Source organism: Stenotrophomonas sp. YJH_SMC_20 (genome assembly GCF_059367845.1).
Genome location: NZ_JCAFRG010000002.1, coordinates 156,684 through 170,563, shown reverse-complemented (window position 1 = coordinate 170,563; position 13,880 = coordinate 156,684). Strand labels below are relative to the sequence as shown.

The window sequence follows — 13,880 nt, the reverse complement described above, 5'->3', positions numbered from 1 at the left end:
GCATCTAGACGTTGGTTAGTTCAGGACCTCAACGGAATGGAAGCGGAGCTGACCATCCCAATCCTTGTCGACGGCTACCTGCGCTCGTGCACGGCTTGCTTCGAGCGCTGCGAAGTCAATGTCAGCAATCGCCCACTCCTGATCGTCGGAGGTCGCTGCGAGCACGCCGTCACTGGGGAAGCCATGGTCCATCGGTGAGAGGATCATTGCCTCACCGGTGTTGACATCAAGCGCTTCACTCCAGTCGGCGACGCCAGCGGTGACCGCCTTTGCCACGAACATCCGATTCTCAAGCGCTCGCGCTCGGCACCCAACATCGACACGGGTGGCACCGGCGTCGGTGTCGGTGCAACTTGGCACCAACAGCAAGCGCACCCCTGCCTCCTGCTGGAGGCGAACAGGAAGCGGAAATTCGCTGTCATAGCAAACCGCAATCCCGACACGCTTTCCGTCCTGCTCAAACGCCGCGATGCGATCGCCAGGCTCGATGACAACTGCCTGCTTCTCGAAGCCAGTAAGCTGAAGCTTGTCCTGCCATCCGCTGCGACCATCAGCTGTGAACCACCAGGCACGGTTGCGATACATCCCATGGGATGTTGCGGTGAGGAACGTTCCTGCCTGGATGGTCATTCCCAGTTCGACAGCCAAGGTGCTATAGAGCTCACACCATGCGCTCTGATAGATCTGGAGCGACTCCAGGGTGGACCTCAGGCTAAGCTGAAGAGCTTCTGGAAGAGTCGAACCCAGTTCCAGCGACAGGTATTCCGGAAGTACTGCAAGCTCAACTCCTTGTTCCCGTGCGTCATTCAGAATTCGGCGCTGGCGCGCAGCGAACTCGGCAAAGGTCTTCGGACGACCGATCACGTACTTAGCTGCTGCAATCTTCATGTAACGTCCTCCAAGGAACGGAGCCAAAGTGAAAGTGTCTGCTCGGTTTCGTGCGTGGCCCCATGCTGCCGCCAAGGAAGAGCGACCTTCATCGCGCTCTGTTGTGCATACCCACGGCGAGTCCAGAAGCCTTCATTGCTTCGATATCCAGGTGGCCTAAGCGGATCAGTCTCCGACCGAACCACCGACGCGAAAGAAGACCACTTGAAGCCCTTTCGTCGGGCTTGCTCCTCTCTTCGATCAAAGAAGACGTGGCCCAAGCCAGCTCCTCTGTACTCCGGCCTCAGTACGGACTCCCCGCAGTAGAAGACTTCTTCTGGCCGGGGACCGTGCTCCTGGAAGGGACGAATGAAAGCGGCATCGGCGCTCAACAAAGGAAGGCCAGTCGATGCACCTACAACGTCCCTTCCATCCCTGGCCAGGACAACGATGCCCCCGTCAGACGTCGCATAATTGCGGAGGTAGTGACGCTCATAGTCCATGTCTCCTTCGTACAGGTAGGGATAGCTACTGAATATCTCGATCCGCAACTGAGCGACGCGATCGAGCCAGTCCTCGATTTCGGTGCCGACCAGTACCTCTACTCGCACGTTGGTAGCCATTTCAGGGCGCCTTGTGGACCTGGGAAATCCAGTCCTCCAGGTTGTAGTAGTTGGTGACGCGCGCAATCTTTCCATCACGGATGTCAAAGAACGCGCCACCGGGAAGAACATAGATCTGCCCTGCCGCTGCAGGGAGACCTTCGTCCGTGTGGTGGTAGAGTCCGTGCACCACGTACTCCGCGCCGGCACGCGCACCATCGCTGCTGTACATCACCACGATGTCGTGAAGCTGCTCGCTGTAGCAGGAATCCATGCGGCTCAGGAACGCGCGGAATGCGTCGATCCCTACTTCGCGACTCCCCTGATTTAGATCGTGCACAACGTCATCAGTGAGCATCGAGAGCATCGCGTCGCGATCACCGCGGTTGAATGCCTGGTAGTACTCTTCGATGTAGTTGAACTTGCTCATCAGGTTCTCCGGTCAGGTGAGGGTGTGGAGGAATTCTGGAGACCTGAAGAATTGTTGTATATGGAATTGATAGGATTTCATAATTCCCTGAAATGGAATAATATGAGCCCAACGACCATGGGGGCCTTGAGATGAACAGCGAGCTGGATCTTCTAAAGACGTTTAGGGCCGCGGCTGAGGCGCCGAGCTTTCGTGAGGCCGCTGTTCGACTGGGAAGCTCTCCTCAGGCCATCACCCGAGCGATACAGGCCCTTGAAAGTCATTACGGGGAGCTGTTGTTCCACCGAAGCACACGCCAGGTTCGCATCACGGCCTTTGGGGAGGATCTCTTACATCAGCTGCGGCCGGCGCTTGAGGGCTTAGACAAGCTGTGGCGCCCGCGAACCAAGGCGACGGCCTCACAGATTGTGGGCACAGTCCGAATTAGTGCCCCTCACAGCATGGGCTCCAGGGCAGTTCTTGCCGCCTTGGATACAGTGACCCAAAGTCACCCGGGAATTGTCTTGGACGTTCGCTTAAGCGATCGGGTTGCAGACGCTGTCGATGAAGGGATCGATGTCGGAATCCGCGTCGGCTTCATGCGTGATAGCAGATTCATTGCGAAGAAGGCAGGAGAGATGCGACTGCACATCGTTGGCTCCCCCGCACTTGTAGAGAGAATCGGAGCACCAGCGGAGACTAGCGAGCTCTCGCGGTTTCCACTGGTTGCATCGGTGGACATCAATACAGGCAGGCCCTGGCCCTGGTACCTGGCTGGAGGCGTACAGGTGGCGCCGACAGCACCGGTCTTCATTGCAGACAATGCCGACATGGAGATGGCAGGGGTCATTGCGGGCTTGGGGTTTGCCCAACTTGCTGATTACATGGCTGCCCCACTCATTCAGTCAGGTGTTCTGCAGCGTGTGATGGAAGAATTCGATCCTGCGCCGTGGGGCTTGTACGTCTATCGGCCTCAACGCGGCCCAGTCTCACCTCGCGTCAGAGTAGTTTTCGATGCACTCCATTCCGCCGTCGGAGCACTACCAAGCCTTACGCAGATGGCGCCCTCCCCCACCTCGGCCCTAACGCCATCCAAAGCAGGGAAGCGCTAATGCCGAGTCGCTTGGCCGCTCTCTGATACGGGATCTGGCCGCCATGAGCGCCAGGGACGCTCATGGTGGCCAAAAGAGCGTCGGGTCAACCCGCGCGGGCGAGTTCCTCAGCCAAGAAGGGGGCGGTACGGCTTCTCTTCACGCGAGCGACCTGTTTTGGAGTTCCTGCCGCCACGATCTGCCCGCCCGCATCACCGGCACCTGGACCCACGTCGATTACCCAATCCGCCTGAGCAACGGCACGCATGTCGTGCTCAATCATGACCACCGTATTGCCGGCATCAACGAGCCGCTGGAGCTGCACAAGCAGCCTATCCGCGTCCGAGGCATGGAGGCCCGTAGTGGGTTCATCCAGGACATACAGTGTCCGCCCGCGCTGGCTTCGTTGAAGCTCTGTGGCCAGCTTGATGCGCTGCGCTTCACCACCCGATAGCTCGGTAGCCGGCTGGCCCAGTCGAAGGTATCCAAGGCCAATCTCCTTCAGCAACTGAAGTGGGCGAGCGATCGCGTCCTCATCGCCAAAGAATTCACGTGCATCCTCGACAGTCATCCGCAGAACGTCTGCAATGTTCTTACCGTTCCAAAGCACCTTCAGCGTAGCTTCGTTGTATCGCGCACCGTGGCACGTTGGGCACGGTGCATAGACGCTAGGCATAAACAGCAGCTCGACGCTCACGAACCCCTCCCCTTCGCACGTCTCACAACGTCCCTTGGCCACGTTGAAGGAGAATCGACCTGCGTCGTAACGTCGACGCCGCGCATCTGGTGTTGCGGCAAACAGCTTTCGAACATGATCGAAAAGGCCGGTGTAAGTCGCGAGATTCGATCGCGGCGTCCGTCCGATTGGCTTCTGATCAACCTGGACGAGACGCTGAATAGCATCGACATCTCCGCCGAGGTGTCCCCCTGTCGTCTCGATGACGGTTGGCCCGTCTGCTGCCCCCGTTTCCACCGCGTCGTCTTCAGGCTCGTGTCCAAGTTGAAGCATCATCAGCTCCGGCAACGCTTGGGCGACGAGGCTGGACTTGCCCGATCCCGAAATCCCGGTCACCGCGGTGAGGATGCCCAGAGGTATCTTCGCATCAATGCGCTTCAGGTTGTGACGCTGGATGCCCTGAAGTTCCAGCCAACCACTCGCTTGACGCTCTTGGCCACTAGGGGGCGGGACCTTGTCAAAGAGGTACAACGCGGTACGTGACTCGTCGATGTCACGAAGACCATCCGGCTCTCCGCTGTAGAGCACTTTGCCGCCCCGCTCTCCCGCCTCAGGCCCAACATCCACCAACCACTGGGCACGGCGCATCAGCTCCAGATCGTGCTCCACAACAAATACGGAATTACCACCGTCGCGGAGGCGGTCCAAGGCGTCATAGAGAGCCTGGCTGTCGGAGGGATGAAGACCTGCCGACGGCTCGTCCAACACGTACACCACGCCAAAGAGCAGCGAGCTCAACTGCGTGGCGAGTCTCAATCGCTGCAGCTCGCCAGCGGACAATGTCGGCGTAGCGCGATCCAAAGTTAGATAGCCAAGCCCAAGGCCACGCAACTGACTGATTCGGCTCATCACTCCACTAGCGAGGCGCTGCGCGGCCAGGCGCTTCTCCTCCGACAGCGCTGAGGTGCGGCGGACGTCAGGAGACACCGCGTGGACCGCCCGCCCACTGGCCGCCCTATCGGCGCGATCACGACGGGTGGCTTCCTTGTTCGCCTTGCCCCCGCCAGCATGAGCACTGAAGTCTCCTTGAGAAATGGGCTCGAGCAGGGAAGCCAGTTGGTCAAGAGGCATCTGCATGAATTGACCAATGTCCACACCCGCAAATGTCACTGACAGCGACTCTGCCTTAAGGCGCTTGCCATGGCAGGTGGGACAAAGCTTACCCTCCATGTATCGCGATACGCGGCGCCTCATCAGGGCACTTTGCGTGTTAGCAAACGTGTGCAGGACATACCTACGGGCGCCAGTGAAGGTTCCCATGTAGCTCGGCTCAGTTTTACGCTTCAGGGCCGCACGCGTCTCCGCCGGCGTGAACCCAGCATAGACCGGCACAGTGGGCGACTCCTCGGTAAACAGAATCCAATCGCGGTCTTTCTTGGGAAGGTCCTTCCAAGGCCTATCAATGTCGTAGCCCAGCGTCACCAGAATGTCGCGAAGGTTCTGCCCGTGCCATGCAGGTGGCCACGAAGCAATGGCACGCTCACGGATGCTCAGCTTTGGATCCGGCACCATGAGGGCCTCTGTCACCTCGTACACATGGCCAAGGCCATGGCAGGTCGCGCATGCGCCCTGGGGAGTATTGGGTGAGAAGTCCTCGGCATAAAGCATAGGCTGATCAGCCGGATATGCTCCCGCGCGGGAATACATCATACGAATGAGGCTGGATAGCGTGGTGACGCTACCCACCGAAGATCGCGCATTGCTGGCACCACGCTGCTGCTGCAGCGCTACTGCCGGCGGGAGTCCATCGATGGAGTCAACATCAGGGACGCCTGCCTGATCGATTAGGCGTCGAGCATAGGGAGCAACGGACTCAAAGTACCTCCTTTGAGCTTCCGCATAGATTGTCCCGAATGCAAGAGATGACTTCCCGGAACCGGATACACCGGAAAAGACGACCAGTGCGTTGCGAGGAATTGAGACATCAACGTCTCTAAGGTTGTTCTCACGCGCACCGCGCACCTCTACAAGGCCGCTTGCTGCGACACTGCAGGAAGCTTCACCGAATGTGGCGTTTGGCATGTGCATGTCTCTGTAGGTTGTAGACGTTAAGTTCAGCTGGATCACTGGCCCGAAGAGGGATCGGCTTCGGTTTGCGATGCCTCTTCATCCAAGGCTCGCTGCCATGCCTGTCTCTCAGCCAAGGCGCGCTCAGCTCCCCGATCAGTGGGCCGATACCAGTTCGGCCTCTCCACACCCTCCGGCAGGTACGTCTGTCCAGCTGCGTAGCCGTCTGGCTCATGATGCGCGTAGCGATATGCTTGTCGATACCCCATCTGCCTCATAAGCTTCGCTGGAGCATTCCGAAGATGCATGGGAACTGGTAATGATCCGTGCTCCTTGACGAAGGCCCTTGCTAGATCCCAAGCCGCATAGGACGCATTCGACTTGGGGGAGAGCGCCAGATAGGTCGCAGCCTGGGCCAAGACAATTTCACCTTCAGGAGAGCCAAGTCGCTCATACGCCTGCGCAGCGTGGATGGCCAAGTGCAGAGCGCCCGGATCAGCATTTCCGATATCTTCGCTTGCCATAACAATCATTCGACGTGTGACCTGGCTCACGTCCCCGCCCCCATCCAGAATGCGCGCTAGCCAGTAGAGGGAGGCGTCGGGATCAGAGCCACGCAGTGATTTGTGAAACGCGGAGAGCTGCCAATAGAACTCGTCCCCGCCCTTATCGAATCGACGCAGTGACGGGCTGGTGGAGCGCTTGGCAAACTCAAGATCCACCTCTTCCACCCGCTTCTCAGAGGCCGCAGTTGAGACCTGCTCGAGAAGATTCAGGAATCTGCGGCCATCACCATCAGCGAAGCCCTTCAGCAGCTGCAATGCGGGATCGGAGAGGTCAACGCCTCGCAAGTGAGGTCTGGCGCGTTCGTAGAGCTTCTCAAGATCTGCGTCAGACAGAGGCTCAAGTGTGTACACCTGCGCGCGCGAAAGCAGCGCCGAGTTAACGGCCAGTCCTGGATGCTCTGTGGTGCCGCCCACCAGCGTGAGTAGCCCTGATTCAACGTGAGGTAGCAGCGCATCCTGCTGGGCCTTGTTGAACCGGTGAATTTCGTCGACGAAAAGTACCGTGGAGCGACCGCGGACGTCGAGTTCGGCCCGCGCATCATCAATGGCCTGCCTGATGTCCTTTACCCCGGCGAGTACGGCGGAGATCGCAATGAAGTGACTGTCAGTCACCATCGCTGCGAGGCGCCCCAGGGTGGTCTTACCGACGCCCGGGGGCCCCCACATGATGAAGGAGTGCAGACTTCTTGCTTCAAAGGCAAGACGCAAAGGCTTCCCCGGCCCCAGCAGGTGTTGCTGCCCAACGAACTCGTCGAGAGACTTCGGTCGTAGCAGTTCGGCCAGTGGTGCCCTTGGTTTCGCTGTGAATAGATCTGCCAAGGTGTTCTCCTTCGGGAAGTCAGTTGCGAGTGTGCATTCAGAGCGTCTTGGCCCCTATTTCAGCTTCCCATCCAATGAGCCGCTTGTGGCATTGCTTGCTTTTTCACGGAGGATGATGCGAGCCCCTCTGTATCCAACGCTGTGATTCCATACCCAGCTCATTGCGACGCTCAGGCGATTTCGCACTCCGATAAGGAAGTAGATGTGAGCGAGCTTCCAGATCCACCATGCGATTCCTCCGCTCAGCTTTAGCTTCCCCATATCGATTACTGCAAGGCTGCGTCCAATCGTGGCGAGGTTGCCCTGGTGCCGGTACTTGAATGCAGCGGTCCTCCGCGCCCCTGTTATCAGCCCTTCAATCTGGCCCGCGACGTACTTGCCTTGCTGCTTGGCCGCCGGCGCGATTCCAGGAACGGTCTTTCCGTCCGCAGTGGCTGATGAAGCAGTGTCCCCGATCACGAAAATGTTGGGGGAACCAGGCACCGTTAGATCAGGGCCGACGATTGCGCGCCCCGCCCGATCTGATTCGGTGTCGAGCCAACGTGCGGCTGGAGACGCCTGAACTCCCGCTGCCCAGACGATTGTGGATGCCGCCAGCTTCTTGCCATTGAGCATCACCCCATCAGAGGCGCACTCGGTGACAGGGGCCCCCAACAAAACGGATACCCCAAGCTTCTCGAGGGCGCGCCTCGTGTACTCGGAGAGCTTTTCAGGAAAGACGGGGAGCAGCCGCGGACCCGCCTCAATGAGAAATACCCGGGTTTTGCTGGGATCAACTGACCGAAAGTCATCCTGCAGCGTGCCACGCGCCAGCTCCGCGATGGTTCCGGCAAGCTCGACACCTGTAGGCCCACCACCAATGATCACAAAGGTTTGAAGGGCCTCTCGAACCTCGGGATCATTGCAGAGCTCCGCTTGCTCGAACGCGCTCAAGATCCTGCCTCGAATGGTTGTTGCATCCTCCAGGCTCTTCAGGCCTGGAGCGTACTTCGACCATTCGTCATGCCCAAAGTAGGCATGTGTTGCTCCCGTAGCGAGCACAAGGGTGTCGTAAGGGTATCGAGTGCCGTCCTGAAGGATCACTTGGCGGGCAGCTTTATCCACACCCTCGACCTCCGCCATGAGGGTTCTGACCTCCGGGCGGTCACGGAACAGATAGCGGATCGGCCATGCGATCTCCGACGGTGACAGTGACGCACCAGCCACCTGGTAGAGCAGCGGCTGGAACAAGTGATAGTTCCGCCGGTCAATGATTGTTACATCGACATCCACTCCTTCAAGGTGCGTGGCGGCCTCCAGTCCGCCGAAGCCCGCCCCAACGATCACAACTTGATGACGATTTCTGGAGGTCTTGATCACGGCAGCACTCCTTGGTTAGGTGTTCAGCGCCGATGCGTGGTGCTTGAGATGATCGGCAATGAAGCTGGAGATGAAGTAGTAGCTATGGTCGTAACCATCGCGAAGGTTCAGCGAAAGCGGATGATTCACCTTGGCGCATGCATCTTGAAGCAGTTCGGGGCGGAGCTGATTCTGCAAGAAATCATCGCTGAGCCCTTGATCCACGAGCAGGGGCAGGCGCTCCTTTGCATCTGCAATCAGCTCCACGGCGTCATACTGCCGCCACTGCTCCTGATCTCCCCCCAAGTAGGCCGAAAACGCCTTCTGGCCCCAAGGAGCCTGGGTGGGTGCCACGATCGGAGAGAAGGCGGATACGCTGCGATAGCGACCTGGATTTCGCAAAGCGATGACCAAGGCACCGTGGCCGCCCATTGAGTGGCCGCTAATTGAGCGAGCCTGGCTAACAGGGAAGTTCTTCTCAACGAGAGCAGGCAGCTCACTTACAACGTAGTCATACATGCGGTAGTGGTCGGACCACGGTGCCTCGGTGGCATTGACGTAGAACCCCGCACCTTGGCCGAGATCGTAAGCTGGATCATCCGCGACGGACTCTCCGCGCGGACTTGTATCCGGAGCAACGATGGCAATGCCATGCTCAGCAGCGAGCTGCTGCACTGCAGACTTGGTGATGAAGTTCTGCTCTGTGCACGTCAGGCCAGAGAGCCAGTAGAGAACAGGTACCGGGCCGCTGGACGCCTGCGGAGGGAGATAGACTCCAAACTTCATGGTGCAACCAAGGCTGGATGATTCATGCTGGTAGACGTCCTGCCATCCACCGAAGCTTGCGTGACGCTCAATGCGTTCCATTGTTCTTTCCTCTGAGTTGAATTTGATAGGCCATCTATCGCGAATCGAATGTGGCCTTAAGCGAGGCTTTAGGCCTTGTCCTCGACTGCCGAGTCACCGTGTGCATGCCTGATCCTTCGGACAATCCACCAAATCAGCAGCAATACAGCGGGAACCAAGATCGCAGTGACGGTTGCTGCGATGTCATGCGTCCCAGGCAAACCCTTGAGCAGGTATGCGAGAAGACTCACGACGTAGTACGAGATGGCGGCCACCGACAAACCTTCCACCGTCTGCTGCAGGCGCAGCTGAACCTTCGCCCGTTCATTCATGGACGCCAGTAGGTCGCGGTTCTGCCGCTCGAGCTCAACATCAATCCACGACCGGAGGAGCGAGATCGAGCGCGTCAACTTGTCTGAGAGCTTCCCCTGTCGCTCCTTCACTGACTGGCAAGTTCGCATGGCCGGTGCAATCCTTCGATACAAGAAGTCCGCCCAGGTGCTATAGCCGGCAACTTGATCCTCCGCCAACGCATCCAGTCGCTCTTCAACAATTTCGTAGTAAGCCCGACTTGCACCAAACCTATAGAGATTTGCCGCGGCGTCCGCCTCCAACTCTGCAGCCAGGCTGGTCAAATCCGAGAGGAGCACGTCACTGTCACGACGTCCGCCGGAGGCCCTGCGCATCTCTTCAGTAATTGCAGCCAGACGCGCCTCCATGCGACGAAGATTCGACGTCATGGAACGAGTCAGCGGTAGCGCTAGGAGGGCAAGCGTTCGGTATGTCTCGACCTCGAGCAGTCGTTGCGCCAGCGCTCCTGCCCGCGCCGGAGTCAGGTCGCGATCAAGGATGAGCATGTGGGTTAGCCCTTCCTCGTCTTGACGGAAGTCGGTCACAATGGCCGCGGCACCGTTCTCAACCAGCGAGTAGCAGCGGCTGACGGGATCAAAGCAATCTATTTCCTTCTCCGCCTCCGCGGTCCAAGGCAAAAGCCTGACGCTAACAGCCGAGATCACGGGTCCTGGCGGCTTGAATCCCTGTCTAAACGGGTTGTCCCCACAAGGCTCACCTGTTTCTGAGCTCAGTGGTGCGCTCCAGAGGTAGGAAGAGAACTCAGTGTGCTTCTCGCAGTGCAGATCACCCTCATTCCACGTAAGCGCGTGATGAGGTGTGGTGTGATCCTCGACTGCAGCCCCCATACGACCTGAAAGATCGTCGATCGCGGCACGATCTCGACTCATGTCCCCTTCTGTCATGAAGGAGAGCTGGAGAAGGCTTCGCGGAGACTGGGTGAGAAGGTGCGGTCGCGCATGGACTTCATCAACGGCGGCGCGGCGGTCCGCGTGCGCCGGCATCCCATATACGTAGCCTTCTGCTGGCGTGCCTGCAGCTTGGCTCAGGCCGGATGGGTCATTCATACATAGCCTCAAGAATGGATGATCTTCTAAACACCGCTCACGGGAGGTCTATCACTTGCTTGTGCGATAGCTCAGCGAAAGGTCGTGTGGTGGAGCCGGCTCTGGTGTAGGGCGGTAGTGGGAACCACAACAAGCTGGGAGGACAGCACCGCATAGATCGCAGGCCCTTGCTCTCCCACCTTCCAGCCAGGCGCGGACCGCATGGGAGTCGCAACGAGGCTGGAAGCTCACTTCAAAGGGCCTCCCATGACTCAGTCAGATGCCGAAGGCAACGATGCCGACAGAGATTGCCCGCTCCAAGAAATACAGACAGGCGCAACTCGACTGACATCATCCAGCATGCCTTGGAGCCTCCTGGAAAGGCCTCAACGTCCTAGTCGTGACGCCCTAACCCACGAAGGGGTTAGGAATGGCGGGTTCTACTTGGAAATGAAGTAGTTCGGACACCCATAGATTGCCTCCTCTACTTAGTACTAGCGCCATCAAGCAATGTCGCGAACTGACTAACGGAGATAGGAGCGGACAATAGAGATGGTCTCGTCAATCGACTTCCTTTGAGAGTCGGTGTGGGTGTCGCTATGCGGGAACTCTTCACGCAGATAGCTCTCCAGAACCGTCGCCATCAAACCATTGACCGCCCCGCGCACAGCAGCAAGCTGCTGAAGTACTGCAGCACATTCCGCCCCGCTCTCCAGAGCCTGCTCCAATGCAGCCACCTGTCCGCTGATCCGACGTACGCGGGTAAGGGCCTGCTTTTTCTCCCGAGGGCTGTGAGGCATTGCGCACCTGTCCGTATCACATGAGGGAACGATACTATACTCCCCGATAGTATGCAAGCTAGCAATCTGCGAGGGTCTTTAACTCCGTCAACTGAGTCTGCGCCTGATTTCGAGCCGCCGCCAGAGGCCAGTGACAGACCCCTCCCGCCCCACCCCCACACCACAAAAGGCGGGCTCCTGTAGGAGCCACGCCCCACCACTCGAAAGAGTGGTTACATGTAGATGAATTGGCGGTATAGCTTGTCTAGCTCCAGCCTGACGAACTCGATCTCCTCCTCGTCCCCGGCATCAGAGAGCTCCAGAAGCTGTCGCTCCTTTGATGTAATTCGATCACAGAGGTCTTTTAGGTTGGCGCAGAACTCCGCTGAATGGGCTTGCGACCGGTCAGGTCGAGCCTCTGTTGATCCCAACATTCCGCGAGACGTTGACGGGGTGATGCCGAACTCCTCATTGAACGCGATCTGATGCTGTCGCCTGTCATCAGTCTCAGAAATGGCCTGCCGCATCGCACTAGTGATCGTATCGGCATACATGATCGCCTTACCGCGCGAGTTTCTTGCGGCTCGTCCAATCATCTGAATGAGGGCCTGGCTCGACCGAAGGAAGCCCGCCTGGTCCGCATCAACGATAGCGACCAGAGAGGCCTCAGGAATATCGAGCCCCTCTCTCAGCAGGCTGATACCCACTAGCACATCGAACTCGCCGGCCCTCAGCCCATTGATGATCTCAACTCGATCCTCTGCCTTGATATCCGAGTGCATGTACTTCGCACGCACCCCTTGATCCTCGAGGAACTCGCACAGCTCCTCAGCAGACACCTTTGTCAGCGTGGTCACCAAGACCCTGTCGCCCTCTCGTACACAACGGGCGATCTCTGACAGAAGATCGTGCCTGTAGCCCTCCCTCGGCCTCACCTCTACCAGCGGATCGAGCAAGCCAGTGGGCCTGATGAGCTGGTCAATCAATCTTCCCTTGGATCTCCCAATCTCATAGGCGCCAGGCGTAGCCGAAACGAAGATCGTCTGGGGCTTGATGGCTTCAAACTCAGAGAAGCTAAGCGGTCTGTTGTTCATCGCCGAAGGTAGACGGAACCCGTACTCGATTAGAGTATCCTTCCTGCTCTGATCGCTCCTGAACATCGCCTCGATCTGAGGAACCATGACGTGCGACTCATCAACAAATAGCAGGCCATCCTTCGGGAGGTAGTCCATGAGTGTCGTCGGCCTAGCTCCTGAAGGCTTCGAGTTCAGGTAACTGGAGTAGTTCTCCATGCCAGAGCAATATCCCAGCTCCCTCATCATCTCCACGTCGTTCGTGATCTTCTCGTAAAGCCTATTTGCCTCAACGATTCGACCAGATGCGTTGAGCTCCGTCACCCTGGCCTCCAAATCCTTGAGGATGGCCTTCGTAGCCTCATTGATTTCTGTTTTGGGGCTTGCGAAGAGTGTCTTTGGAGAAACGAGGTAGCGCGTCTCATCGCCAAGCTTCTTCCCTGTAACCGCATCAATCCAGGTGAGCGACTGCACTCTCCCCTCGTCCGTGAGCTCTACTCTAATTGCCTTGTACTCAGAGTCGGCGGGAAAAATATCGACCACATCGCCAGACACACGGAACGTGCCACGCTTCAGGGTCCGCTCAGTCCTGTCGTACTGAAGCGATGCAAGCCGACGCAGGAAGTCCCTCTGATCCAGTTCGATTCCAAGCGCAAGCTCAACCTGCAGATCCCGGTAGCTCTGTGGGTCTCCCAGTCCATAGATTGAGGACACCGAAGCGACAACAATCACGTCTCTACGCTCAATCAGAGACTTCGTAGTCGATAGTCGAAGCCTCTCAAGGTGATCATTGATGGCTGAGTCTTTCTGGATGTAACGATCGCTACCTGGGATATAGACCTCTGGCTGGAAGAAGTCGTAGTAGGAAACGAAATACTCCACGGCGTTCTCGGGGAACAGCGCCTTCATCTCCCCGTAGAGCTGAGCAGTCAACGTCTTGTTTGGCGCAAGAATGAGCGTGGGTCGCTTCAGCCGATGGATCACATTGGCCATCGTGAAGGTCTTCCCTGACCCTGTAATTCCCTTCAAGGTCTGATGTGTTGCTCCCTCCTCGATGCCAGCAATTAGCCTGGCAATCGCTTCGGGTTGATCCCCGGCCGGCGTATGATCCGAATGCATTACGAACATATCTGTTGACATCACTTACGCTCCTACTGGCTCATTCTTGATCGTTAGAGGAACTATTCCCGTCTCACAGACTCCATCCCATATGTGCGAGCGGAACCAAGGGGGCTGTACGAATGCTATCTTTGGGCGAGTTCCTTTCAGGTGAGCCTGGCAACCCATGCCTGACTAGCGCTAGGGCGTGAGCTGGCATGTCGTTACATGCCGGAGCGGCCTCAGAAGTGC

General features: G+C 58.0%; 11 protein-coding genes. 1 reads left to right on the top strand and 10 read right to left on the bottom strand.

The window, feature by feature from the left end; genetic code table 11:
• Nucleotides 1-15: 15 nt before the first annotated feature.
• Genes AC5P6A_RS04120 through AC5P6A_RS04110 form a run of 3 tightly spaced genes read right to left on the bottom strand, consistent with a single transcriptional unit; the run spans nt 16 to nt 1,899 of the window.
• Nucleotides 16-888, bottom strand: a complete 873-nt coding sequence (locus tag AC5P6A_RS04120) for a carbon-nitrogen hydrolase family protein (protein WP_017354476.1) — start codon at nt 886-888, stop codon at nt 16-18.
• A complete protein-coding gene (locus tag AC5P6A_RS04115) occupies nt 885-1,490 on the bottom strand; it encodes a GNAT family N-acetyltransferase (RefSeq protein ID WP_017354477.1) in 606 nt (201 codons plus the stop codon). The genes AC5P6A_RS04120 and AC5P6A_RS04115 overlap by 4 nt, the downstream gene beginning before the upstream one ends.
• A 1-nt stretch (nt 1,491) precedes the next feature.
• The gene (locus tag AC5P6A_RS04110; protein ID WP_017354478.1) at nt 1,492-1,899 is read right to left on the bottom strand and encodes a ketosteroid isomerase-related protein; all 408 of its coding nucleotides are present in this window, start codon (nt 1,897-1,899) and stop codon (nt 1,492-1,494) included.
• A 131-nt stretch (nt 1,900-2,030) separates the two neighbouring features.
• Between AC5P6A_RS04110 and AC5P6A_RS04105 the strand changes: the two genes are divergently transcribed.
• Nucleotides 2,031-2,990, top strand: a complete 960-nt coding sequence (locus AC5P6A_RS04105; protein WP_017354479.1) for a LysR family transcriptional regulator — start codon at nt 2,031-2,033, stop codon at nt 2,988-2,990.
• 85 nt (nt 2,991-3,075) lie between these two features.
• Here AC5P6A_RS04105 and AC5P6A_RS04100 read toward each other — a convergent pair whose 3' ends face one another.
• The 7 genes from AC5P6A_RS04100 to uvrB all read right to left on the bottom strand — a co-directional run bounded on the left by AC5P6A_RS04100 (nt 3,076) and on the right by uvrB (nt 13,670).
• A complete protein-coding gene (locus AC5P6A_RS04100; RefSeq protein WP_026070507.1) occupies nt 3,076-5,727 on the bottom strand; it encodes an excinuclease ABC subunit UvrA in 2,652 nt (883 codons plus the stop codon).
• Between the two features lie 41 nt (nt 5,728-5,768).
• Nucleotides 5,769-7,097, bottom strand: coding sequence for a replication-associated recombination protein A (locus AC5P6A_RS04095; protein ID WP_005413341.1), 1,329 nt, complete (start codon nt 7,095-7,097; stop codon nt 5,769-5,771).
• A 54-nt stretch (nt 7,098-7,151) separates the two neighbouring features.
• Entirely contained in the window at nt 7,152-8,456 is a 1,305-nt protein-coding gene (locus AC5P6A_RS04090; protein ID WP_026070508.1) for an NAD(P)/FAD-dependent oxidoreductase, read from the bottom strand.
• Nucleotides 8,457-8,471: 15 nt separating this feature from the next.
• Nucleotides 8,472-9,302: an S-formylglutathione hydrolase gene (gene fghA, locus AC5P6A_RS04085; RefSeq protein ID WP_017354482.1), complete on the bottom strand. Its 831-nt coding sequence runs from the start codon at nt 9,300-9,302 to the stop codon at nt 8,472-8,474.
• 68 nt (nt 9,303-9,370) lie between these two features.
• A complete protein-coding gene (locus tag AC5P6A_RS04080; RefSeq protein WP_495222239.1) occupies nt 9,371-10,699 on the bottom strand; it encodes a DUF3422 family protein in 1,329 nt (442 codons plus the stop codon).
• Between the two features lie 503 nt (nt 10,700-11,202).
• Nucleotides 11,203-11,478 carry a formaldehyde-responsive transcriptional repressor FrmR gene (gene frmR / locus AC5P6A_RS04075; RefSeq protein ID WP_017354484.1) on the bottom strand — a complete coding sequence of 92 codons (276 nt, stop codon included), beginning with the start codon at nt 11,476-11,478 and terminating at the stop codon, nt 11,203-11,205.
• A gap of 212 nt (nt 11,479-11,690) precedes the next feature.
• Nucleotides 11,691-13,670, bottom strand: coding sequence for an excinuclease ABC subunit UvrB (gene uvrB / locus AC5P6A_RS04070; protein WP_017354485.1), 1,980 nt, complete (start codon nt 13,668-13,670; stop codon nt 11,691-11,693).
• Between the last annotated feature and the right edge of the window lie 210 nt (nt 13,671-13,880).